The sequence below is a fragment of the Halomonas marinisediminis genome (assembly GCF_004347715.1).
Classification (GTDB): domain Bacteria; phylum Pseudomonadota; class Gammaproteobacteria; order Pseudomonadales; family Halomonadaceae; genus Halomonas; species Halomonas icarae.
In genome coordinates this window covers 60,438-82,506 of the sequence record NZ_SLTR01000001.1, presented here as the reverse complement: position 1 = coordinate 82,506, position 22,069 = coordinate 60,438, and the positions used below count along the sequence as shown (strand labels likewise).

The window sequence follows — 22,069 nt, the reverse complement described above, 5'->3', positions numbered from 1 at the left end:
AAGCCGTGCCTTGGAGGAACACGACCGGATGACCTACTACACCACTCGCCGCCGGCTCTTCGCCTTCGCCAGCAGCGCGGCCCTGCTCGGGGCCTTGATGACCGCCGGCGCCCAGATACAGGCAGCGACATTCGACCAGAGCCGTGGCGACCGAGCGGCGCAGCATGCCACCTTCACGCCCTCCCCCCGCCTGACGTCCCAGCACTTCTGGAACGAACTGGCGGTTGAGCCCCGTGATGCCTGGAGCCAGCTGCGCGACAGCTTCCAGTGGCAAGACGAGCGGGACGAGCCACGCGTGCAGGCCTGGATCGACCACTATCGCCAGTCCCCGCACAATATCGCCGAAATCACCGAGCGTGCACGCCCCTGGCTGGCCTGGATCACCCAGAAGGTCGAGGAGCGCGGCCTGCCCGGCGAGATCGCCCTGATTCCGTTTATCGAAAGCTCCTTCGATCCGAGCGCCCGCTCCCATCGTGGCGCCGCCGGTCTGTGGCAGTTCATGCCGCGCACCGGTGACTCCCTGGGCTTGAGCCGTCAGCGCGGCTACGACGGGCGTCTGGACGTGGTGGCCTCGACCTACGCCGCCCTCGACTATATCGAATACCAGGCCGACCAGTGGTACGAGGGCGATCTCGAGCTCTCCCTGGCGGCCTATAACGCCGGCGCCGGCACCGTCAACAAGGCGCGCCGCCGGGCTCTCGCCCAGGGCAGGAGCGGCGACTACTGGAGTCTTTCGCTGCCCCGCGAAACCATGAACTACGTGCCCAAGCTCAAGGCCATCGCCGCCATCATCGATTCGCCCGAGGAGTACCAGGTCACCCTCCCCGCCATCGAGAATGCCCCGGCCTTCGCCAAGATCCCCGTGGAGCGCCCATTGCGCCTGGACGAGGCTGCCCGCCTCGCCGGCGTCTCGAAGGGTACGATCGCCGAGCTCAACCCGGGGGTAACCGGCGGCACCGTTCTCCCCGGCAATGATCGTGTGCTGCTGGTACCTGCCGAACGCGCCGACGCCATGCTGGCACGCCTCGACACTCCTGCGGCGCCAGGCGGCACCCAGGACTCCCGCTACCGGGTGCAGCGTGGCGACACTCTGGCCGAGATCGCCGCCCTTCAGGGCATCAGCGTCGCCGAGCTGCGCCAGGCCAACGGCCTTTCGGGCAACCTGATTCGCCCAGGGCAGACGCTCGAGCTTCCCACCCGCAGCCTCGCCTCGCGTTAAGCACGGCATGGGTATTGTCTTTCACGCTCGAGACTGACACCTTATCAGGCAACGACGCCGGCGCCAGCAGGCGTTACCGTCGACACGGGATGTCTGAATGCCTACACCATCACGCCGCTGCCTAGCCGCCTCATGTCTCTTGCTGGTTTCCCTGTTCGGCCTTTTCGTTTCTCAGGCCAGCGCACAATCAACTTCGGGCTCGGCTGCATCAAACCCGTCGGCACCCGACCCGAAGGCCCCGGCGACGAACGATGACAGAGTTCCCACCGTGCATGGCCTCTCGCTCTACGGTGAGCCGGCACTCCCCGCAGGCTTTGCGCACTTTCCCTACGTCAATCCCGAGGCGCCCAAGGGGGGCAGCCTGACCCAGGCCGCCGTGGGGGGCAGCTTCGACTCCACCAATCCCTTTATCATTCGTGGCACCCCCGCCGCCGGGGTTTCGCGCATCTACGACACCCTGCTCGAGGGCAACCCCGACGAGCCCTTCTCGCTCTATGGACTGCTGGCCGAAGGCATCCGGCTGGACCCCGACCGGGAGTGGATCGAGTTCGATCTGCGCCCCGAGGCACGCTTCCACGACGGTGAGCCCCTGACGGCCAGAGACGTCGTCTTCAGCTTTGAACTGCTCACCGAACAGGGCAACCCCTTCTACGGGGCCTACTACGCCGACGTCGAGAGTGTGACCGCCCTGGACGATGACACGGTGCGCTTCGCGTTCGCCTCCACCCATTCTCGGGAGCTGCCGCTGATCGTCGGCCAGTTGCCGATCCTGCCCAAACACTACTGGGAAGGCCGCGACTTCGGCTCACCGACCCTGGAGCGACACCCCGGCTCCGGACCCTATCGCATCGCCGAGGTCGACCCTGGGAGACGCATCGTCTATCAGCGCGTGGAAGACTACTGGGCACGTGACCTGCCGGTGAAGCGTGGCCGCCATAATATCGACCGCCTGATCTATGACTATTACCGCGACCGGGATATCGCCTGGGAGGCCTTCAAGGCCGGGGTGCTGGACTATCGTGTCGATGCTCGCGCCGCCACCTGGGCCACCGGCTACGACTTCCCGGCCTTCAACAACGGGCTGGTCAGGAAACTCCGGGTGCCCGACGGTCAGCCGGCGCCGATGCAGGCCTTTATCTACAATCTGCGCCAGGAGAAGTTTCAGGACCCCAGGGTCCGCGAGGCCCTGGCATTGACCTTCGACTTCCCCTGGCTCAACGCCAATATCTTCTACGACGCCTATCGACGCACCGAGAGCTTCTTCCAGAACTCCGAGATGGCCGCCACGGGACTGCCGAGTGAGGCCGAGCTAGAGGTGCTGGCGCCCTGGCGAGAGCAGTTGCCCGAGGATGTGTTCAGCGAGCCGCTGCCCATGGACCACCCCGAGGCGCTGCGTGAGCGGCTGCGCCTCGCCCTCACGCTGCTTCAGGAGGCGGGCTTTGAGGTGCGTGACGGTAGCCTGGTGGAGGCCGAGACAGGCCAGCCCCTGGCGCTCGAGGTGCTGCTCTACGACAGCGGTCTGGAACGGGTAGTCCAGCCGATGCTGCGCAACATGGCGCGCCTGGGGATCCGTGGCACCATTCGCATCGTCGATATCAACCAGTATCTGAACCGTCTGCGCAGCTTCGACTTCGACCTGGTGGTCGGCCAGTTCCCCCAGTCCAACAACCCCGGCAACGAGCAGCGGGAGTTCTGGACCAGCGACTATGCCCAGACGCCCCAGAGCCGCAACCTGATGGGGCTGGCGAGCCCGGTCGTCGACGACCTGGTCGAGCGGCTGATCCGAGCCGACAGTCGCGAGAGCCTCAACACCCTCACCCGGGCCCTCGATCGTGTGCTGCGCCACCAGTTTATCGTCATCCCCCACTACCACTCCGGCGAAACCCGGCTGGCGGTGTGGGACAAGTTCGGCTGGCCCGAGCCCTCGCCCCAATACGGCATGGATCTCGAGGCCTGGTGGGTGGATCCCGAACGGGCAACACGCATCGAAGAGCGTCAGCAGGGAGACTAGGGACATGTCGATGACCCGCAGGGTCCGCTACCCACAAGGGCGGCGACCACGAGGACTGCGAACACGAGGGCCACAAACGTGAGCCGCTATATCCTGCGCCGCCTGCTGCTGATGGTCCCGACCCTGCTCGGCATCATGCTGCTCAACTTCATCATCGTGCAGGCCGCCCCCGGCGGCCCCATCGACCAGATGCTCGCCCGCTTCGAGGGAATCAACAGCCTCTCGAGCACGCGCCTCGACACCGGCGGCGGCGAGGTGGTGGTGCAAGATGAGTCGCGGGGTGCCAGAGGCATCGATCCACGCTTTATCGAGCAGCTCGAGGCCCAGTTCGGCTTCGACCAGCCCGCCCACGAGCGCTTCATCGGCATGCTGGCGGATTACGCCACCTTCGACTTCGGGGTCAGCTTCTTTCGCGACCGACCGGTCATCGAGCTGATGATCGAGCGCCTGCCGGTGTCGGTGTCGCTGGGGCTATGGACCACCCTGCTGGTCTATCTGATCTCGATTCCGCTGGGGATTCGCAAGGCCCTGCGCCATGGTTCGCGCTTCGATGTCTGGACCTCGGGGTTAGTCATCGTCGGCTATGCCATACCCGGTTTCCTGTTCGCCATCCTGTTGATCGTGCTGTTCGCCGGCGGCAGCTACTGGGACCTCTTTCCCCTGCGCGGCCTCACCTCCCCGAACTTCGATGATCTCTCGGCCTGGGGCAAGATCAAGGACTATGTCTGGCACATCACCCTGCCGGTGATCGCCATGACCATCGGCAGCTTCGCGACCTTGACCATGCTCACCAAGAACAGCTTCCTGGACGAGATTCACAAGCAGTATGTGCTGACCGCTCGCGCCAAGGGGGCCAGCGACCAGAGAGTGCTCTACGGCCACGTCTTCCGCAACGCCATGCTGATCATCATCGCCGGCCTCCCCGGCGCGCTGATCTCGATCTTCTTCACCGGGTCGCTGCTGATCGAGGTAATCTTCTCCCTGGAGGGGCTCGGGCTGCTCGGCTTCGAGGCGGTGATGCAGCGCGACTACCCGGTGATCTTCGGCACCCTGTTCCTCTATACGCTGATCGGCCTGCTTCTCAAGCTGGTCTCCGACCTCACCTATGTATGGGTCGATCCCCGCATCGACTTCGAGACACGGGAGTCCTGAGCCGATGGTCGCTGCCTTTACCAAGCTGGCGGGGCGCTTCTCCCCCATCACGCGACGCCGTTTCGGGGTGTTCCGGGCCAATCGCCGCGCCTGGGTCTCGCTCTGGATCTTCGGCGCACTGTTCGTGGTGAGCCTGGCCGCCGAACTGATCGCCAACGACAAGCCCCTGGTGATGCAGTATCAGGGGGAGTGGTACGTGCCGCTGCTGGTCGACTACCCCGAGACCGAGTTCGATGGCTTCCTGCCGACCACCACCGACTACCACGACCCCTTCGTGCGCGAGCAGATCGCGACGCACGGCTGGGCGCTATGGCCGCCGGTACCCTTCTCGTACCAGACCCTGGACATGCAGATGATGCGTCCCTCACCGGCGCCTCCCGATGCTCGCCACTGGCTGGGCACCGACGATCAGGGGCGCGATGTGCTGGCCCGGGTGATCTATGGCTTTCGACTCTCGGTGGCCTTCGCCCTGGTGCTGACCGCCGGCTCCCTCGCCCTGGGCGTGCTGGTCGGCGGCATCCAGGGCTACTTCGGGGGCAAGACCGACCTGATCGGCCAGCGCTTCACCGAGATCTGGCAGGGCCTGCCGGTACTCTTTCTGCTGATCATCCTGGCCAGCTTCGTGCAGCCCGGTTTCTGGTGGCTGCTCGGCATCATGCTGCTGTTCTCCTGGCTGGGCCTGGTCGACGTGGTGCGCGCCGAGTTCCTGCGTGCCCGCAATCTCGAGTATGTGCGGGCGGCGCGCGCCATGGGGCTGACGCCGAGGCTGATCATGTGGCGGCATGTGCTGCCCAACGCCATGGTCGCCACCCTGACCTTTATCCCCTTCCTGTTTACCGGCGCCATCACCACCCTCACCGCCCTGGACTTCCTGGGCTTCGGCCTGCCCCCGGGCTCGCCCTCGCTTGGCGAGCTGGTCGCCCAGGGCAAGAACAACCTGCATGCCCCCTGGCTCGGCATCACCGCCTTCGTCAGCCTGTCATTGATGCTCTCGCTACTGGTATTTATCGGCGAAGGGCTGCGAGATGCCTTCGATCCCCGGCATATCCAGCATGCTGCCCCGGCCATCGAGAGGAGACCCGCCGATGCCTGACCTGTTGCGTCTCGAGGACCTCTCCATCGCCTTCGACGGCGTCAACGTGGTGGATCGCCTGACCCTCAGCGTCGGGCGTGGGGAGACCCTGGCCCTGGTCGGCGAGTCGGGGTCCGGCAAGTCGGTGTCGGCGCTTGGCACCATGGGCCTGCTGCCGGGCAATGCCAGCGTGACCGGCGCCCGCTGGCTGGGCGATACCGACCTCGCCCGCCTGCGTGCCCGTGACTGGCAGGGCCTGCGCGGCGGCCGGGTCGGCTTCATCTTCCAGGAGCCGATGACCTCGCTCAATCCGCTGCATACCGTCGGCAAGCAGATCGGCGAGACCCTGCGCCTGCATCAGGGGCTTACCGGCAAGGGGGCCAGGGCCAGGGTCATCGAACTGCTGGAGCAGGTGCAGCTGCCCCGCGCCGAGGAGCTGGCCGACGCCTGGCCCCACCAGCTCTCCGGCGGCCAGCGTCAGCGGGTCATGATCGCCATGGCCATCGCCAACGCGCCGGAGCTGCTGATCGCCGATGAGCCCACGACGGCACTCGATGTCACCGTGCAACAGGAGATCCTCGCCCTGCTCGCCGACCTGCGTGACCAGCACGGCATGGGCATGCTGTTTATCACCCATGATCTGAATCTGGTGCGCCGCCACGCCGACCGGGTCTGCGTGCTCTACCAGGGCCGCGAGCAGGAGACGGGGCCGGTGGAGCGGGTCTTCACCTCACCCCGCAGTGCCTACACCCGAACCCTGCTGGAGGCCGAGCCCGAGGGTCGCCCCGTGGCTGTCGTCTCGGCGACGCCGCTGCTGAAGGCCGAGGGTCTCGGAGTAAGCTTTCAGCGCCCCAAGAAGCTTCTCATGAAGCGCCCGCCGGCCTTCGAGGCGGTAAAACCCCTGTCGCTGCGGCTCGGTCATGGCGAGACCCTGGGCATCGTCGGCGAATCAGGCTCCGGCAAGACCACGCTGGCCATGGCGCTGCTGCGCCTGGTGCAGAGCCACGGCGAGATCCACCTCGATGGCAGCCGCCTGGACGGTCTCACCGGCGGCGCCCTGCGACGCATGCGTCAGCGGGTGCAGATCGTCTTCCAGGACCCCTACGGCTCGCTCTCCCCACGACTGCCGGTCGCCGATATCGTCAGCGAGGGACTTCGCTTCCACCACCCGGACCTCGAGGAGAGCGAGGTCCGCCGTCGCGTGGCCGACACCCTGCGCGAGGTGGGGCTGCCCGAGGCGTGCGCCGACCGCTACCCTCACGAATTCTCGGGGGGCCAGCGGCAGCGCATCGCCGTCGCCAGGGCGATCATTCTCGAACCGGCACTGCTGGTGCTCGACGAGCCCACCTCGGCCCTGGATCGCACCGTGCAGAAACAGCTGGTCGCACTGCTGCGCGACCTTCAGGCACGACGCGGCATCAGCTATCTATTTATCAGTCACGACCTGGCAGTGGTGCGCGCCATGGCGCACCGCATCCTGGTACTCAAGGAGGGCGAGATCGTGGAACAGGGCGACTGCCTGGAGGTGCTCGAGCGGCCACGCAGCGACTATACCCGCGCCCTGGTGGCCGCCGCTGGGCTGGCGCCCCGCTAGAAGGCAGCGACCTCTTCGGCGGAGAGTTCGCGCCACTCGCCTTCGGCAAGCTCGCCCAGCGCGAGCGGACCGACCGATTCACGGTGCAGGGCCACGACGTGGTTACCGATGGCCGCGAACATCCGTTTCACCTGGTGATACTTGCCCTCGTAGAGGACCAGTTCGGCGACGCGCGGCTCGCGCATCGAGAGCTCAGCGGGCCGGGTCGGCTTCTCCTCGCCCTCGAGCACAATCCCCTCCGCGAAGGCGCGAACGGCATCGTCGAGCCGACTCCCCTCGAGGGGCTCGTCGAGCGTTACCCGATAGACCTTGCCACAGCGCCGCTTGGGCGAGGTGACCCGGTGCGACCACTGACCATCGTCGGTCAGCAGCACCAGGCCGGTGGTATCGACATCCAGGCGCCCTACCGTCTGCAGACGCTCCAGCATCGGCAGGTCGATCAGGTCGATGGCGCGCGGATAGAGCGTGCGTCGTGCGGTACACTCGACGCCGACCGGCTTGTGCAACATCACATAGCGCAGGCCCACCAACACCAGCGGCTCGCCCTGGAGGGTCACGCGGCTCCCCTCGCTCACCTGGGTGGCCGGGTTCTTGATGATCTCGCCGTCGACGCAGACCTCACCGCGATGCATCGCCTTCTTGGCCAGGCTGCGGGTCAGCTCGGTGGATTCACAGATAAAGCGGTCGAGACGCATCAGCAGCCCACCCCATCCGCCAGGCGGAAGTGGTCGGCATCGCGCCAGGCGGGGAACTTGTCTCGGAAGCGCTGCAGCTCCTCCAGGGAGAGCGTGGCGGTTCTCACGAAGGCGGTGCCCTCGGGTTCATCGATCAACGCTTCGCCCTTGGCATCGATCAACATGGAGTCACCGCTGTAGGGCAACCCCTTGGCATCCTCGCCGACACGATTCACCCCGATCACCGGACAGAGGTTCTCGATGGCCCGCGCCTGCAGCAGCACGCGCCATGGGTGTCGCCGGGGGGCCGGCCAGTTGGCCACGCACAGCAGGGCGTCATACTCGAAGTGTTCGTCAGCGCTCGGCTGCTGTCGCAGCCAGACCGGGAAGCGCAGGTCATAGCAGACGCTAAGCAGAATTCGGAAGCCCTTGAGTTCGACAATCACGCGCTCGTGCCCCATGGCATAGCGCTCGTGCTCGCCGGCCATGCGAAACAGATGACGCTTGTCGTAGGTGGCACAGGAGCCGTCGGGACGCGCCCACACCAGCCGGTTGTAATAGTCGCCGTTGTCGACCACCGCCACGCTACCGGTAACCACGCAGCCTCGCTGCCACGCCTGCTCCCTTAGCCAGGCCACGGTGGCACTCTCGCCCATGGGCTCGGCCATCTCGCGAGAGTTCATGGTGAAGCCGGTCGCAAACATCTCCGGCAGCACGATCAGGTCGGTCTCCTCCCCCCCGAGATCGCCAAGGGTCTCCTCCAGCATCCGGCAGTTGGCCGTCGGATCCTCCCAGCGCAGATCACACTGCACCAGGGTCGTTCTCAGCTCACTCATCGGTACTCCCTCTGGGATGGCAATATTGGCGCCCAGACTACCCCACCCGGCGGCCATCGTCAGCCAGCGCAAGGAGACAGGCCGGAACAGCCTCCCCTCGAACAACGCTCAATAGCCTGCTAAGTTGGAGACAACTTCATCACCTGAGATCACCACATGCTCGCCGCTTCCTCCTCTCCCGCCGACCGTGAGGCTCGCCGGGGCGTTATATTCGGCCTGGCCGCCTACAGCATGTGGGGCTGCTTCCCGCTGTTCTTCGCGCTGTTCGAGGGGGTGCCCGCCTATGAAATCCTGATCCACCGGGTGTTGTGGTCCTGCCTGTTTCTGGTTGGCCTGGTGACGCTGCTCGGGCGGTGGGCGCCGATTAGAGAAGCGCTGGGCCAGCCGCGGCGGCTGGGGCGAGTGCTGGGTTGTGCCCTGCTGATCGGGCTCAACTGGGGGCTCTATATCTATTCGGTGGAGACCCGCCAGGTACTGCAGGCCAGCCTCGGCTACTTCATGACGCCGCTGGTCAATGTGGCGCTGGGCATGCTGGTACTGCGCGAGACCATGCATCGACTGCAGGGGGTGGCCGTGGCCCTGGCCGCCACCGCGATCCTGACGCAGCTGGTGATGCTGGGTGAGCTGCCGTGGATCAGCCTGGCCCTGGCCTTCTCCTTCGGTACCTATGGACTGCTGCGCAAGCAGGTGCCCCTGGATGGCCTCTCGGGGCTGTTCGTGGAGACCCTGTTGCTGCTGCCCCTGGGGCTGATCGCCCTGGGCTGGCTGACCCAGGCCGAACTCTCCCACTTCCTGGAGGGTAGCCGGGTCACCCTGCTGCTGGTCGCCAGCGGGGTGATCACCGCCCTGCCACTGCTCGCCTTCGCCGGGGCCGCCAGGCGGCTGCGCCTGGCCACCCTGGGCTTTCTGATGTATATCAACCCCACCATCCAGTTCCTGATCGCCCTGCTGGTGTTCGGCGAGCCGCTGAGCGGCGTGCAGCTGGCCACCTTCGTGATGATCTGGACGGGGCTCGCCCTCTACAGCTGGTCGGCATGGCAAGGCCGGCTGCGGGAAACCCCGCAGCCGGCGCGCTGATTCCCTGGCGGAGGTTCCCGGATGGGGGGCAGACTCCAAACCCCGGGGTCTAAACCCCGGGGTCTGACCCCGGGGCTAATAGTTCACTCCAGGGCGCTGGAGATAAGCCGAAGAGGAGGTCCTACGCCAGGGAAGGCGTCAGTAGCGTACAGGGAAGTATTTACAGCGCCTCCTCGTCGGTCCGGCGTCCCGGGGCTTGTCGCCAGATCAGCCCCGGGCGACAGGGCTAAACTGTTCAGGCTAAGCCTGGCTGGCCGTCAGGGCCTGGTCGAGGTCGGCGATGATATCGTCGACATGCTCGATGCCGATGGAGAGGCGCACCATGTCCGCGGTCACCCCCGCCTTTTTCAACTCCTCGTCGTTGAGCTGGCGATGGGTCGTCGCCGCCGGGATCGAGGAGCAGGTCTTGGCGTCGCCGATATTGACCAGGCGCAGCACCAGGTTCAGGGCATCGTAGAAGCGCGCCCCGGCCTCACGGCCGCCCTTGATGCCGAAGCTGAGGATGCCGGAGGCATGGCCCTCCATGTACTTCCTGGCCAGGGCGTGGTCCTTGTGATTCTCGAGGCCGGCATACTGCACCCAGGTGACGGCATCGTGGCCCTGTAGATACTCGGCCACACGCTGGGCGTTGGCACAGATGCGCTCGATACGCAGGCCCAGGGTCTCGAGGCCCTGCAGCAGCTGCCAGGCGGCCTGGGCGGAGAGTGCCGCCCCCATGTTACGCAGCGGCACCACACGGGCACGGCCGATAAAGGCCGCCTCACCGAGGTCGCGGGTATAGCAGACCCCATGATAGGAGACATCCGGCTCGTTGAGCAGCGGGAAGCGCTCGGCGTTGTCGGCCCAGGGGAACTTGCCGGAGTCCACGATCACCCCACCCACGGTGGTACCGTGCCCGCCGATATACTTGGTGGCGGAGTGGATCACGATATCGGCGCCGTGCTCGATGGGGCGCCACAGGAAGGGGGTGGCCACGGTGTTGTCGACGATCACCGGCACGCCGTGGCGGTGCGCCACCTCGGCCAGGGCCTCCATGTCCACCACGCCCCCGGAGGGGTTGCCAACGCTTTCGCAGAACACCGCCTTGGTGCGCGCATCGATCAACCCCTCGATACCGGCGAAGTCATCCTTGTCGGCGAAGCGCACCTCGATGCCCTGGCGCGGCAGGGTATGGGCGAAGAGGTTGTAGGTGCCGCCATAGAGCTCGCTGATGGAGACGATATTGTCCCCCGCCTCGGCAATGGTCTGGATGGCATAGGTGATCGCCGCCATGCCGGAGGCCACCGCCAGACCGGCGATACCGCCCTCCAGGGCGGCCACGCGCTGCTCGAGCACGCCGCAGGTGGGGTTCATGATCCGCGAATAGATATTGCCCTCGACCTTGAGGTCGAAGAGGTCGGCGGCGTGCTGGGCGCTGTCGAAGGCGAACGAGGTGGTCTGGTGGATCGGCACCGCCACCGCGTGCTGGTCGTCGGGGGTGTAGGCGTGGTGAAGGGCAATGGTCTCGCGTTGCATATCATGTCCTTGGGTGTGGTGATTGGTGTGGTAATTAAGCTAAAACGTGTTTACCCGATGCTAACCAACTCTGAACGAGACCACTAATATCGTTTAGGCTAGGTGCTTATTCCAACCGCCAGGCCAAGGGAGAACATGCTCAAGCGCTATCTACCGGTCCTGAGCTGGCTACCCCACTATAACCGGCGCCTGCTGGGGGCCGACGTGCTGGCCGGCGTGATCGTCACCGCCATGGTGATCCCCCAGTCGCTGGCCTATGCGCTGCTCGCTGGGCTGCCGGCGGTGGTGGGCCTCTACGCCAGCCTGCTGCCGGCAGTGATCTATGCCCTGCTGGGCACCAGCCGCACCCTGGCGGTGGGCCCGGTGGCGATCATCGCCTTGATGACCGGCGCGGCCCTCTCCAATGTCGCCACCCCGGGCAGCGCCGCCTATCTCCAGGCGGCCCTGGTGTTGTCACTGCTCTCCGGGGCGATGCTGGTCGCCATGGGCCTGTTGCGGCTGGGCTTCTTCGCCAACTTCCTGAGCCACCCGGTGATCGCCGGCTTCCTCGCCTCCTCGGCGGTGCTGATCGCCATCAGCCAGGCGGCCCACCTGGCCGGCATCTCGGCCGCCGGCTACACCGCCCTGACGCTGCTGACGAGCCTCGCCGAACAGCTCCACCGGTTGCACTGGCCGACACTTGCCATCGGCCTGGGCACCCTGCTCTTCCTGGTCGCCAGTCGCCGCTATGGCCGCCCGCTGCTGATCAAGCTGGGGCTCGCCGCCCCCACCGCCGGCCTGGTGGCACGCAGTGGACCGGTGCTCGCCGTTGTCGCTACCACGCTGCTGAGTTGGCAGCTCGGCCTGGAGGAGCGTGGCGTCGCCGTGGTTGGCGCCATTCCCGGCGGGCTGCCACCGCTGAACCTGCCGGAGCTGGACCTCGGCCTGTGGCGTGCACTGCTGATGCCGGCCCTGCTGATCAGCGTGGTGGGCTTCGTCGAGTCCATCTCCATGGCCCAGATGCTCGCCGCCAAGCGCCGTCAGCGCATCTCGCCCAACCAGGAGCTGGTGGGTCTGGGTGGCGCCAACCTGGCGGCGGCCGTCACCGGCGGCATGCCGGTCACCGGTGGCCTCTCGCGCACCGTGATCAACGACGAGGCGGGGGCCAGGACCCCCTTTGCCGGCCTGTTCGCGGCGCTGGGCATCGGCCTGGTCACGCTGCTGTTTACCCCGCTGCTGTACCACCTGCCCATCGCCACCCTGGCCGCCACCATCACCGTGGCCATTCTCACTCTGGTCGATATCCCGCTGATCCGTCAGACCTGGCGCTATTCGCGCAGTGACTTCTCCGCCATGGCCGTCACCATCCTGCTGACCCTGACGGAGGGCGTCGAGGCGGGCATCATCAGCGGCGTGGCGCTCTCCATCGGTCTCTTCCTCTATCGTACCAGTCGCCCCCACAGCGCGATGGTCGGGCGCATTCCGGGAACCGAGCACTTCCGCAGCATCCAACGCCATGAGGTCGAGACCCTCGGCCATGTGGCCTTCCTGCGCATCGACGAAAGCCTCTACTTCGCCAATGCCCGCTACCTGGAAGATACGGTCATGCAGATCGTGGCTCGTTACCCCGGTCTGGAGCATGTGGTGCTGATCTGCTCGGCGGTCAACTTGATCGACGCCTCGGCGCTGGAGAGCCTGGAGGCCATCAATGAGCGCCTCAAGGAGGCAGGGGTCACGCTGCACCTGGCCGAGGTGAAGGGGCCGGTCATGGACCGCCTGAAGCGCAGCGACTTCCTCGATGACCTGACCGGCCGGGTCTTTCTGAGCACCTTCGCCGCCTGGCAGGCGTTTAAGCCCAGCCCGGTGGAAGACGAGAGCCTCTGACCTCTGCCCCCAGTTCGGGGATTTGCCCAAGGCGCCTGGAAGGGGTTCTTCACCGGCGCTCGGTAACCTCGGCCACCTTCGCCGAGCGTTATCTGGCCCGGCGTGAGCAGGCTGGATCTCGCTGACGATATTCTCGATGAGGACCAATATTCGTTTGGCCGATAATGCCAGAGAATGGCCAGCAAGTGGCCGGCAATGGGCCCTCTGGGCTATAATGGCCGACAAATGGCCGGTAAATGGTTATGGCCAATAATACGCGTCGGCTTTGAGGGAGGTGCGATGACCCAGCATGTCGCTGGCCGACAGACGGTTCTCGATCACTTGGCAACAAAGAGTGATTGGTTTTCCCTGGCAGAGATTCTTGCAGGCCTGGATAGTGACCTTGCGCCCCGCACACTGCGGCGTTGGCTCAAGGAGTGGGTGGAGCTGGGCGTCCTTGAAAGCCGCGGCGGGCCGCGTAACCGCCAGTATCGCGCGATAGCGGTCGGCGGCCAGCCGCAGTTCAGTGCACGAGCATCCGCGTCGAGACTCCAGGAGCCGCTAAGCGAGCAGGGACGTGCCGCCTTGAGACGCCTCGATGTGCCTCTTTTCCAGCGCCCTGCAAGCACCTACCGTGATGAATGGATCGAGGCCTATGTTCCCGGCCGTAGTCACTATCTGAGCGAGTCGCAGCGTGAATTACTGGCCTCCAGTGGCAGCCGTTTCTCGGGTGCCATGCCGGCGGGCACCTTCGCCAAACGGATCTATAACCGCCTGTTGGTTGATCTCTCCTACAACTCCTCGCGACTGGAGGGAAATACCTATTCACTGGCAGAAACTGAGCGGCTGCTGCTTGAAGGAGTCGCCGCCACCGATAAGCTGGATGCTGAGCAGGCGATGATCCTCAACCATCGAGATGCGATCCACTTCCTCGTTGAGGGAATCAATCGGCTGGAGATCTCGGTCAGCAATATCCAATCGCTTCATTATTTGCTCGCGGATGGCCTGGTGGCCCCTGGAATGGCGGGTGAGCTGCGCGATGAAGCGGTAAGAATCGGTGGCTCTCGCTATCTGCCCCTGGAGCGCCGCCACCAGCTGCTGCCGCGTCTGGAACAGCTGGTCGAGAAGGCCCTGGCCATCCATGACCCCTTCGAGCAGAGTTTTTTCCTGCTGGTCCAGCTCTCTTACCTACAGCCCTTCGTCGATGTGAACAAGCGAACGGCGCGCCTGGCGGCCAACCTTCCTCTGGTGCGCCACAACCTGGTGCCGCTCTCCTTTCATGATGTCGAGCCTGGCGATTACCACGCGGCGATCCTGGTGGCCTATGAATTCAACGAGGTTTCCCCCTTGGCCGAACTCTATGCCTGGACCTATCTGCGCTCCTGCCGCGATTATGATGTGGCGGCCGAAGCAGTCGGTTTCGATCCCTTGCGGGTCGCCTATCGTCGCTCCCGCCGACAGCTGATCGCCGAGATCGTGGCCGAGCTGCTGACGGGCGTCGCCATGGAGGAGCGCATTCAAGAGCGCAGCCAGGCAATCCGTGAAGAGCACCGTGAGCATTTCCTGCGCCACCTCCATGAGGACCTGAACGCCCTGGCGCCGCACCGTATCGCCGGCATGGGAATCTCGCAGCGACAGCTGGAGACCTGGTTTGCCAGGAGGGAGACGGGAAGATCGTGATGGGGCGGTAATAAGCGCCCTGAGGCGTATCGGATCGGTGTGTGGGGGGAGGGATTAGCCCCCTTCAGGCTCGATCTCGTGTCCAGCCGCGTGGCGTCGGGCCTTGCTCAGTAGGGTATTATCTGGTGTAGCGATATTCGGTTATCATGTCAGCACATCGGAAAAATGACGACAACATGGACAGCACAACACGTGAAAACCTCGGGGTCAGCGCCTACCACCGCCTGAAGAACGACATCATCCGCAATGTCTACAAGCCCGGCGAAAAGCTGCTGATGAGCCGTCTGAAGGAGCGCTATGACCTGGGCGTCGGCCCGCTGCGCGAGGCCCTCTCCCAGCTGGTGGCGGAACGCCTGGTGGTGGCCATCAGCCAGCGCGGTTTTCGGGTGGCGCCGATGTCACTGGCCGAGCTCAACGATATCTATGACGCCAGGGCCCAGATCGAGGGGTTGCTGCTCAGGCTCTCCATCGAGCGCGGCGATGACAGCTGGGAAGCCGACATCCTGGCTCGCGCCCATACGCTCTCCAAGGTGGTGAAGGTCAACTCCTCGGAGGAGCTGCTCGAGGTCTGGGATACCCGCCACCAGGCCTTTCATAGCGCGATCGTCAGCGGCTGTCGCTCCCCCCACCTGCTGCAGATTCGCGACAGCCTGTTCGACCAGGTGGAGCGTTATCGCCACCTCTGGCTTCGGGAGACGGTACTCTCCGAGGATGCCCTGGCGCGCAAGCATCAGGAGCATACCGAGCTCGTCGAGGTCATCCTGGCGCGGGACATCGAACGCGCCACCAGGATGATGCGCGACCATCTGATGACCCCCGTGCCGATCATCACCGAGGCGATGCGTCAGCAGGGGCTGGCCTAATGCGAGATGCCCTACCATTCTCCAGAAAATCTGTCATGGTAGGGACATACAGGCCTGCCAGGATGGCCATTGTCGTATGACGCGGCAAGCCTCTTACCATGGAGAACGTGTTATGCCCCACCATCTATTGCGGTTTTCACGTGAACTGGATCGACGCCTCGACGCACTCGTCCAGACCACTGGCCTGAGCAAGGCTGAACTTATCGAGCGCTGCCTCGAAAGCGGTGTCGCCGCCCTCGAGGCCGAGCTGATGATGGAGGGAGCGGAGGCGGCGAGAGGCGGCACCAGCATCGACCAGCTACTGCGCGAGAGTGGCCTGGGGGCCTAGCCACCGTCGGGTGGCCCGCTATCGTTCCAGCGAGCGCCGGAAGTACCGATAGTCGCCCAGCGCCCGCTCGCCGGTGGTGGCGACCAGACGCACCTCCTGCCCCGGCAGGCACTGGGCCAGGCGAGAGGCCGCCAGTGGCGTCAGGGCACCCAGCCGAGGATAACCGCCGATGGTCTGGCGGTCGTTGAGCAGCGCGATGGGCTGGCCGTCCGGCGGCACCTGCACGGCTCCGAGCCCGATCCCCTCCGAGATCAATGAGCCGATGCGGCAATTCAGCCGAGGCCCGGTCAGACGCACCCCCATGCGATCGGCGCGATCGTCCACCCGCCAGCGACTATTGAAGGCGGCATAGAGGCTGGCGCCGGTGAAGTCCGCCACCTGGGCACCCGGCAGCAGCGCCAGGGTCGCAAGCCCCGTGTAGTCCGTTTGCTCCGGTACTGGGACAGCCTCTCTGCCGACCCGCTCCCCTGCCCCCGGCGACACCGCCAGGCGATCCCCCTCGGCGAGCTTGCCGCCATGGCCATCGAAGCCTCCCAGCCCCTCGCGCACCACACAGCTGACGCTGCCCAGCACCGGCTCGGCACGAAAGCCGCCGGCCACCGCCAGATACGCTCGCAGGCCATTGCGTGGCGTGCCGAAGGCCAGGGTCTGCCCCTCCTTGATCGACACCGGCCGCCAGAGCGCCAGGGGCTCCCCGTCCAGGGTGGCGGCCAGGTCGGCCCCTGCCACCGCGATGCTCAGATCGCGCTCGGCCACCAGGGCCAGCCCCCCGAAGGTGACCTCCAGGACCGGCGTGCCCCAGGCGTTGCCCGCCAGGCGATTGGCCCAGGCCCAGCCGTGGAGGTCCGCCGGCCCGCCCTGGGTCACCCCCAGACGCCGCACGCCGAACCGACCGGCATCCTGCAGCAGCGCCAGCGGCCCCGCACGCTCGACGCGAAGCCCGATAACGGTATATTCATTCATATGCCCGCCCCCCTCGGCCGCGTTTCCATGGGCGTCGCATCACCGCCATGGCGCTCGAAGGTCGCCCGGTCCACCGGGACGAACCGCACCCGATCGCCGACCCGCAGCAGGCTGAAGCCCTCCCGGTCACGATCAAACAGCCGCGCCGTGGTCCTGCCCAGCAGGTTCCAGCCCCCCGGCGACACCGCGGGATAGGCGGCGGTCTGGCGGCCGGCGATGGCGACGCTGTTGACCGGCACTCGCTGGCGCGGGGTATCCAGCCGCGGCACCTCGAGGCGCCGGTCGAGCAGACCCATAAAGGCAAACCCGGGGGCGAAGCCCAGCGCGAAGACGCGATACGTCTGCCCGGCATGGCAATCGATCACCGCCTCCAGGCTCATGTTCGCGTGCTGCGCCACCCGCTCCAGGTCCGGGCCCACGCTGGGGTCATACCAGGTGAGTAGCTCATGGAGCTCGCCGGCCTCCGTTTCCTGCTCGGGGGCCGGGTCGGCGAGCAAGTCGGCCAGCAGGTCGGCCAGCCGTCGGCGCGCCGACTCGGGGGTGAGCCGAAGCGGGTCGAACACTACCAACAGCGTGGTATAGGAGGGCACCAGGTCGATGAGAGCCTCACCGAAGGCGGTCTCGCAGCGCCGTGCCAGGGCCCCGAGCCAGGCCAGGTTGGCCTCTTCGATGGTCGGGAAGAGCCGCACCAGCCAGCCATCGAGGCCGGCGGATTCGATCCGCGGCGTAGGCAGCCCTGAATTCGGCGCCTGACTCATGCCCCGGCTCCCAGGCGGTTGAGCGCCTCGCGGATCGCCTTCACCGCGGCGATGGACTCGGGGTTGTCGCCATGCACACAGAGCGTGTCGGCGGCCAGGGTCAATTCACTGCCGTCGCTTGCCACCAGGGGCTCACCGCTGGCGATGCGCACGGCCTGGTCGACGATCACCTCGGGGTCGTGATGGACGGCACCTGGCTCCCGGCGCGATACCAGCCGCCCCGCGCCGTCGTAGGCGCGGTCGGCGAAGGCCTCGAACCACAGGTTGACCCCGTGCTGGCGGGCCAGGTCGGCGGCCGTCGAGGTGTCGCGGGTCGCCATGGTCATCAGGGGCAGCGAGGAGTCGAAGGCCAGGATCGCCCGCATCACCGCGCTCATGATCTCCGGGTCTCGGGCCATATCGTTGTAGAGGGCGCCATGGGGTTTCACATAGCTGACCTCGAGGCCCTCCGCGCGACACACCCCCGCCAGGGCCCCCAGTTGATAGAGCACCAGGTTCTCGATCTCCTGGGCCGAACAGGCCAGTGAACGGCGACCGAAGCCCACCAGGTCGGGATAGGCCGGGTGCGCCCCGACCCGCACGCCATGCCGCGCCGCCAGGCGCACGGTCTGGCGAATCACATCGGGATCCGAGGCGTGAAAGCCGCAGGCCACGTTGGCAAGGTCCACATGGGGCATCACCTCCTGGTCCATTCCCATGACCCAGGGGCCGAAGCTCTCCCCCATATCGGCATTGAGCAGCAAGAGGCGTGACGTCATGCGAGTCTCCCGATCTAAAATTTGATAAGAATTTACCAACGTTTTGTCGTCAAAACATCATCTATTAGTCTAGGTATCGTTGACGTAGCCAACTCCTCGCGCCTAACCTCGCACCCTTTCAGCGACTACACTCACAGCGTAGCCGCTGACATGGATTCCCTGTCCGGAAAAAAACGCGGCAGAAAAAACACTCCAAAAAAACACATCACGAGGATCTCTCGATGACTGTTAGCCACTCCCGACTTCCCTACCTGGCGACCGCCGCCGCTCTCGGGGTCAGCCTGACCGCGATGACCGGCACCTCCCAGGCCGCCACCGAGTGGGACATGCCCACGCCCTACGGTGATCGCACCTTCCATACCGTCAATATTCGTGAGTTCACCGAGGACGTGCGCGAGGCGACCGATGGCGAGCTGGACATCACCGTCCACTCCAACGGCTCGCTGATCGGCCATGCCGAAATCAAGAACTCGGTGCGTCGGGGCATCGTGCCCATGGGCGAGGTGATCATGTCGCGCCTCGCCAACGAGAATCCCATCTTCGAGGTGGACTCCGTGCCCTATCTGGCCGCCAGCTACGAGGAGGCCTGGACGCTGTGGGAAGCCTCCCGCGAGATCATCGCCGAGGAGCTGCAAAAGCAGGGCCTGCGCCTGCTCTTCGCCGTGCCGTGGCCGCCCCAGGGGATCTACACCAACCAGGCCATCGAGAGCGGCGACGATCTCAAGAACCTCAGCATGCGCGCCTACAACACTGCCAGTGAGCGCATCGCCCAGCTGGTCGGTGCCGTGCCCACCCAGGTGGAGGTGCCGGACATCCCCACTGCCTTCAGCACCGGCCGCGTCGAGGCGATGATCACTTCGCCCGCCACCGGCGCCGACACCAAGGCCTGGGACTACCTCAACCACTTCAACCACGCCCAGCTGTGGTTGCCGAAGAACATGATCATCGTCAGCGAGAAGGCCTTCTCGCGCCTTCCCGAGGCGAGCCAACAGGCCCTGCTCGAGGCCGCCGCCGAGGCCGAGACCCGTGGCTGGGAGATGAGTCGCCAGGAGACCGATGACGCCATCGCCGTGCTCGAGGAGAACGGCATCACCGTCACCGAGCCCAGCGAGGCACTGGCCGAGAAACTCAAGGAGGTCGGCGACACCATGACCGAGGAGTGGGTCGAGCGCGCCGGTGAGCAGGGTCAGACGATCCTCGATGCCTACCGGAGTGCCCGGGAGTAATCCCGAATCGACCGCCCCGGCCACAAGGGCCGGGGCGCGCCTGGACCCTTCGCGGAACCGCGCCCATGACCTATCGACTGCGACCCCTCTACAACCTCGGCGGCTATCTCGCGGCCGCCTGCCTGACGCTGATCTGCCTGTTGATCAGCGCCCAGATCGTCGGCCGCCTGATCGACCGACTCGCCACCGCCATCGGTGGCGAGCGCATCGGCCTGGCGATCCCCGCCCTCTCCGATATTTCCGGCTTCCTGCTGGTCGGCGCCAGCTTCCTGGGGCTGGCCTACACCTTCGTGCATGGCGGCCATATTCGCGTCACCCTGCTGATCGGTCGCCTGGCGCCGACGGCTCGCGCCTGGGTGGAGGTGTTCTGTCTTGGGGTGGCCTTGACGCTATGCCTCTATCTGGCCTGGAACCTCTACTGGCTGCTCGCCGACAGCATCGCCTTCAACGAGACCTCCTACGGGCTGGTGCCCATCCCCCTGTGGATTCCCCAGTCCGCCATGATCACGGGGGTGATCCTGTTCTGCCTGGTGTTGGTCGAGACGCTGCTGCAGACCCTGAGCATCGCCATTCGCCGCCCCCACACCTTCACCATCGATGACAGCGGCCAGGAATAGGTCCGGAGATTCCCATGCTAGTGATGATGCTTGTCCTCTTCGGGGCCCTGCTGCTGCTGCTCGGCAGCGGCGTCTGGGTCGCCTTTTCGCTGATGGCCCTCGGCTGGCTGGGGCTCTCCCAGTTCACCTCGATCCCCACCGGCGATGTGATGGCCTCGGATATCTGGGGCTCCAGCTACAGCTGGGAGCTGACCGCCCTGCCGATGTTTATCTGGATGGGCGAGATCCTGTTTCGCTCGCGCCTCGCCGACGACATGTTCACCGGCCTCTCGCCCTGGATGCAGCGCATTCCCGGCCGACTGCTGCATACCAATGTGGTGGGGTCGGGGCTCTTCGCGGCCGTCTCCGGCTCCTCGGCGGCTACCTGTGCCACCATGGGCAAGATGACCATTCCGGAGCTGACGAAGCGCGGCTATGACGAGAGTGTGGTGATCGGCACCCTGGCCGGCTCCGCCACCCTGGGGCTGCTGATTCCCCCCTCGATCATCCTGATCGTCTACGGCGTGGCCACCGACCAGTCCATCTCACGCCTGTTTATGGCGGGCGTATTGCCGGGCCTGATGCTGATCTCGCTGTTCGCCCTCTATCTGATGCTCTGGGCGTGGCGCTATCCGGACCGGGTGCCGCCCGGTGAGGAGCGTCTGCCCCTGATCGAGAAGCTGCGCCGTGCACGGCGGTTGATTCCCCTACTGGGACTGATCGTCGGCGTCATCGGTTCGATCTACGCCGGGCTGGCCTCCCCCACCGAGGCCGCGGCGGTAGGCGTCGTCCTCTCGCTGCTGCTGGCGCGCTTTCAAGGCACCATGACTCGCCGCGTCTTCAGCGACGCCCTGCTCGGTGCCGTTCGCACCTCGACCATGATCGCGTTCATTCTTGCCGGCGCCTCCTTTTTGACCGCCGCCATGGGCTTCACCGGCCTGCCCCGCGATCTCGCCGCCTGGATCGGCACCCTGGAGCTATCGCCCTGGATGCTGCTGGCGGCACTGACGCTGCTGTTTATCCTGCTGGGCTGCTTCCTCGATGGCATTTCGGTGGTGGTACTGACCACCTCCATCATGCTGCCCATGGTGGAGGCGGCGGGCATCGATCTGATCTGGTTCGGTATCTTCCTGGTCATCGTGGTGGAGATGTCACAGATCACACCGCCCGTGGGCTTCAACCTGTTTGTGCTCCAGGGCATGACCGGCCGCAATATCCTCTCCATCGCCTGGGCCGCCCTGCCCTTCTTCTTCCTGATGCTGCTGGGGGTGGTGTTGATCTCGCTCTTCCCCGAGATCGTCACCTACCTGCCCACCGCCATGAACAAGTAGGCTTCCCATGACAGACTCTACCGCCACACACCCCAGGGGCCGCGTCAGCGGCCCCATCGTCTCCTCGGAGCACCTCTCTCACCGGGCGCAGGAGCAGTCGGAGTTCGAGTTCGGACTGATCATCGCCTCCCACGCCTTCACTCGCTGGATGGTGCGCTGCATGGCCGCCGCCGGCTATCCGGAGCTGGGCTCACTGGATGTGTTGGTGCTGCATAGCGTCAACCATCGCGAGCGGGCCAAGCGCCTGGGGGATATCTGTCTGGTACTCAATGTCGAGGACAGCCATACCGTGACCTACGCCCTCAAGAAGCTGGCCAGACACCAGCTGGTGCAGGGCGAGAAGCACGGCAAGGAGACCTTCTTCCGGACCACCGAACTCGGGCGCAGCACCTGCCAGCGCTATGCCGAGATTCGCGAGGACTGCCTGATCGAGTCGCTGTCATCCCTGGGTATCGAACCCGAGGAGACGAGTCGTCTGGCCAGCAAGCTGCGGGCGATGTCGGGGATCTATGACCAGGCCGCCCGGGCGGCGGCTTCCCTGTAGCCCTCTACCAGGAGGGATGCTCCGCTACTC

General features: G+C 65.6%; 20 protein-coding genes. 14 read left to right on the top strand and 6 right to left on the bottom strand.

The window, feature by feature from the left end; translation table 11 throughout:
* The first annotated feature begins 28 nt into the window (after positions 1-28).
* From E0702_RS00370 to E0702_RS00350, 5 genes are all read left to right on the top strand, one after another.
* The gene (locus E0702_RS00370) at positions 29-1,219 is read left to right on the top strand and encodes a transglycosylase SLT domain-containing protein (protein WP_132040982.1); all 1,191 of its coding nucleotides are present in this window, start codon (positions 29-31) and stop codon (positions 1,217-1,219) included.
* Between the two features lie 97 nt (positions 1,220-1,316).
* Complete coding sequence (locus E0702_RS00365) at positions 1,317-3,230, top strand: extracellular solute-binding protein (protein WP_132040981.1); 1,914 nt, start codon at positions 1,317-1,319, stop codon at positions 3,228-3,230.
* A 78-nt stretch (positions 3,231-3,308) separates the two neighbouring features.
* Entirely contained in the window at positions 3,309-4,382 is a 1,074-nt protein-coding gene (locus E0702_RS00360; RefSeq protein ID WP_132040980.1) for a microcin C ABC transporter permease YejB, read from the top strand.
* A 4-nt stretch (positions 4,383-4,386) separates the two neighbouring features.
* The gene (locus E0702_RS00355) at positions 4,387-5,475 is read left to right on the top strand and encodes an ABC transporter permease (RefSeq protein ID WP_132040979.1); all 1,089 of its coding nucleotides are present in this window, start codon (positions 4,387-4,389) and stop codon (positions 5,473-5,475) included.
* Positions 5,468-7,048: an ABC transporter ATP-binding protein gene (locus E0702_RS00350; protein WP_132040978.1), complete on the top strand. Its 1,581-nt coding sequence runs from the start codon at positions 5,468-5,470 to the stop codon at positions 7,046-7,048. The genes E0702_RS00355 and E0702_RS00350 overlap by 8 nt, the downstream gene beginning before the upstream one ends.
* On the opposite strand, the gene E0702_RS00345 is transcribed toward E0702_RS00350, so the two are convergent.
* Positions 7,045-7,743 (bottom strand): pseudouridine synthase, encoded by a 699-nt coding sequence (locus tag E0702_RS00345; protein ID WP_132040977.1) that lies wholly within the window; start codon positions 7,741-7,743, stop codon positions 7,045-7,047. The two genes, E0702_RS00350 and E0702_RS00345, sit on opposite strands and share 4 nt — an antisense overlap.
* Complete coding sequence (locus E0702_RS00340) at positions 7,743-8,558, bottom strand: amidohydrolase (RefSeq protein WP_132040976.1); 816 nt, start codon at positions 8,556-8,558, stop codon at positions 7,743-7,745. The genes E0702_RS00345 and E0702_RS00340 overlap by 1 nt, the downstream gene beginning before the upstream one ends.
* A gap of 156 nt (positions 8,559-8,714) precedes the next feature.
* On the opposite strand from E0702_RS00340, the gene rarD reads away from it, so the two are divergent.
* Positions 8,715-9,635 (top strand): EamA family transporter RarD, encoded by a 921-nt coding sequence (gene rarD, locus E0702_RS00335; protein WP_132040975.1) that lies wholly within the window; start codon positions 8,715-8,717, stop codon positions 9,633-9,635.
* A 240-nt stretch (positions 9,636-9,875) separates the two neighbouring features.
* Here rarD and E0702_RS00330 read toward each other — a convergent pair whose 3' ends face one another.
* Positions 9,876-11,150, bottom strand: a complete 1,275-nt coding sequence (locus tag E0702_RS00330) for an O-acetylhomoserine aminocarboxypropyltransferase/cysteine synthase family protein (protein WP_132040974.1) — start codon at positions 11,148-11,150, stop codon at positions 9,876-9,878.
* A gap of 135 nt (positions 11,151-11,285) precedes the next feature.
* Between E0702_RS00330 and E0702_RS00325 the strand changes: the two genes are divergently transcribed.
* The 4 genes from E0702_RS00325 (at position 11,286) to E0702_RS00310 (ending at position 15,863) form a co-directional block, all read left to right on the top strand.
* Positions 11,286-13,013: a SulP family inorganic anion transporter gene (locus tag E0702_RS00325; protein WP_132040973.1), complete on the top strand. Its 1,728-nt coding sequence runs from the start codon at positions 11,286-11,288 to the stop codon at positions 13,011-13,013.
* 279 nt (positions 13,014-13,292) lie between these two features.
* Positions 13,293-14,672: a Fic family protein gene (locus tag E0702_RS00320; RefSeq protein ID WP_165927455.1), complete on the top strand. Its 1,380-nt coding sequence runs from the start codon at positions 13,293-13,295 to the stop codon at positions 14,670-14,672.
* Between the two features lie 176 nt (positions 14,673-14,848).
* Positions 14,849-15,535 carry a DNA-binding transcriptional regulator CsiR gene (csiR, locus tag E0702_RS00315; protein ID WP_132040971.1) on the top strand — a complete coding sequence of 229 codons (687 nt, stop codon included), beginning with the start codon at positions 14,849-14,851 and terminating at the stop codon, positions 15,533-15,535.
* Between the two features lie 112 nt (positions 15,536-15,647).
* Positions 15,648-15,863: a ribbon-helix-helix protein, CopG family gene (locus tag E0702_RS00310; RefSeq protein WP_132040970.1), complete on the top strand. Its 216-nt coding sequence runs from the start codon at positions 15,648-15,650 to the stop codon at positions 15,861-15,863.
* Positions 15,864-15,881: 18 nt separating this feature from the next.
* Here the strand turns inward: E0702_RS00310 and E0702_RS00305 are convergent, their stop codons facing one another.
* From E0702_RS00305 to E0702_RS00295, 3 genes are read right to left on the bottom strand one after another with little or no spacing between them, the layout of a single operon-like run.
* Positions 15,882-16,826, bottom strand: coding sequence for a biotin-dependent carboxyltransferase family protein (locus E0702_RS00305; protein WP_205741855.1), 945 nt, complete (start codon positions 16,824-16,826; stop codon positions 15,882-15,884).
* Complete coding sequence (locus E0702_RS00300) at positions 16,823-17,584, bottom strand: 5-oxoprolinase subunit B family protein (protein ID WP_132040969.1); 762 nt, start codon at positions 17,582-17,584, stop codon at positions 16,823-16,825. The genes E0702_RS00305 and E0702_RS00300 overlap by 4 nt, the downstream gene beginning before the upstream one ends.
* Positions 17,581-18,342 carry a 5-oxoprolinase subunit PxpA gene (locus E0702_RS00295; protein WP_132040968.1) on the bottom strand — a complete coding sequence of 254 codons (762 nt, stop codon included), beginning with the start codon at positions 18,340-18,342 and terminating at the stop codon, positions 17,581-17,583. Before E0702_RS00295 ends, E0702_RS00300 begins: the two co-directional genes overlap by 4 nt.
* A gap of 221 nt (positions 18,343-18,563) precedes the next feature.
* Between E0702_RS00295 and E0702_RS00290 the strand changes: the two genes are divergently transcribed.
* The 4 genes from E0702_RS00290 (at position 18,564) to E0702_RS00275 (ending at position 22,039) form a co-directional block, all read left to right on the top strand.
* Positions 18,564-19,568 carry a TRAP transporter substrate-binding protein gene (locus tag E0702_RS00290; protein WP_132040967.1) on the top strand — a complete coding sequence of 335 codons (1,005 nt, stop codon included), beginning with the start codon at positions 18,564-18,566 and terminating at the stop codon, positions 19,566-19,568.
* A 65-nt stretch (positions 19,569-19,633) separates the two neighbouring features.
* Entirely contained in the window at positions 19,634-20,185 is a 552-nt protein-coding gene (locus tag E0702_RS00285) for a TRAP transporter small permease (RefSeq protein ID WP_132040966.1), read from the top strand.
* A gap of 14 nt (positions 20,186-20,199) precedes the next feature.
* The gene (locus E0702_RS00280) at positions 20,200-21,495 is read left to right on the top strand and encodes a TRAP transporter large permease (RefSeq protein ID WP_202597166.1); all 1,296 of its coding nucleotides are present in this window, start codon (positions 20,200-20,202) and stop codon (positions 21,493-21,495) included.
* Positions 21,496-21,502: 7 nt separating this feature from the next.
* Complete coding sequence (locus E0702_RS00275) at positions 21,503-22,039, top strand: winged helix DNA-binding protein (protein ID WP_132040964.1); 537 nt, start codon at positions 21,503-21,505, stop codon at positions 22,037-22,039.
* Positions 22,040-22,069: the final 30 nt, after the last annotated feature.

What these genes read in the sequence shown, in the direction of transcription:
- E0702_RS00295 (WP_132040968.1), bottom strand. Translation starts at nt 18,342, where the DNA reads ATGACGTCACGCCTCTTGCTGCTCAATGCCGATATGGGGGAGAGCTTC.
- E0702_RS00345 (WP_132040977.1), bottom strand. Translation starts at nt 7,743, where the DNA reads ATGCGTCTCGACCGCTTTATCTGTGAATCCACCGAGCTGACCCGCAGC.
- E0702_RS00330 (WP_132040974.1), bottom strand. Translation starts at nt 11,150, where the DNA reads ATGCAACGCGAGACCATTGCCCTTCACCACGCCTACACCCCCGACGAC.
- E0702_RS00365 (WP_132040981.1), top strand. Translation starts at nt 1,317, where the DNA reads ATGCCTACACCATCACGCCGCTGCCTAGCCGCCTCATGTCTCTTGCTG.
- E0702_RS00275 (WP_132040964.1), top strand. Translation starts at nt 21,503, where the DNA reads ATGACAGACTCTACCGCCACACACCCCAGGGGCCGCGTCAGCGGCCCC.
- E0702_RS00300 (WP_132040969.1), bottom strand. Translation starts at nt 17,584, where the DNA reads ATGAGTCAGGCGCCGAATTCAGGGCTGCCTACGCCGCGGATCGAATCC.
- E0702_RS00290 (WP_132040967.1), top strand. Translation starts at nt 18,564, where the DNA reads ATGACTGTTAGCCACTCCCGACTTCCCTACCTGGCGACCGCCGCCGCT.
- E0702_RS00370 (WP_132040982.1), top strand. Translation starts at nt 29, where the DNA reads ATGACCTACTACACCACTCGCCGCCGGCTCTTCGCCTTCGCCAGCAGC.
- E0702_RS00285 (WP_132040966.1), top strand. Translation starts at nt 19,634, where the DNA reads ATGACCTATCGACTGCGACCCCTCTACAACCTCGGCGGCTATCTCGCG.
- E0702_RS00320 (WP_165927455.1), top strand. Translation starts at nt 13,293, where the DNA reads ATGACCCAGCATGTCGCTGGCCGACAGACGGTTCTCGATCACTTGGCA.
- E0702_RS00340 (WP_132040976.1), bottom strand. Translation starts at nt 8,558, where the DNA reads ATGAGTGAGCTGAGAACGACCCTGGTGCAGTGTGATCTGCGCTGGGAG.
- rarD (WP_132040975.1), top strand. Translation starts at nt 8,715, where the DNA reads ATGCTCGCCGCTTCCTCCTCTCCCGCCGACCGTGAGGCTCGCCGGGGC.
- E0702_RS00310 (WP_132040970.1), top strand. Translation starts at nt 15,648, where the DNA reads ATGCCCCACCATCTATTGCGGTTTTCACGTGAACTGGATCGACGCCTC.
- E0702_RS00305 (WP_205741855.1), bottom strand. Translation starts at nt 16,826, where the DNA reads ATGAATGAATATACCGTTATCGGGCTTCGCGTCGAGCGTGCGGGGCCG.
- E0702_RS00355 (WP_132040979.1), top strand. Translation starts at nt 4,387, where the DNA reads ATGGTCGCTGCCTTTACCAAGCTGGCGGGGCGCTTCTCCCCCATCACG.
- csiR (WP_132040971.1), top strand. Translation starts at nt 14,849, where the DNA reads ATGGACAGCACAACACGTGAAAACCTCGGGGTCAGCGCCTACCACCGC.
- E0702_RS00280 (WP_202597166.1), top strand. Translation starts at nt 20,200, where the DNA reads ATGCTAGTGATGATGCTTGTCCTCTTCGGGGCCCTGCTGCTGCTGCTC.
- E0702_RS00350 (WP_132040978.1), top strand. Translation starts at nt 5,468, where the DNA reads ATGCCTGACCTGTTGCGTCTCGAGGACCTCTCCATCGCCTTCGACGGC.
- E0702_RS00325 (WP_132040973.1), top strand. Translation starts at nt 11,286, where the DNA reads ATGCTCAAGCGCTATCTACCGGTCCTGAGCTGGCTACCCCACTATAAC.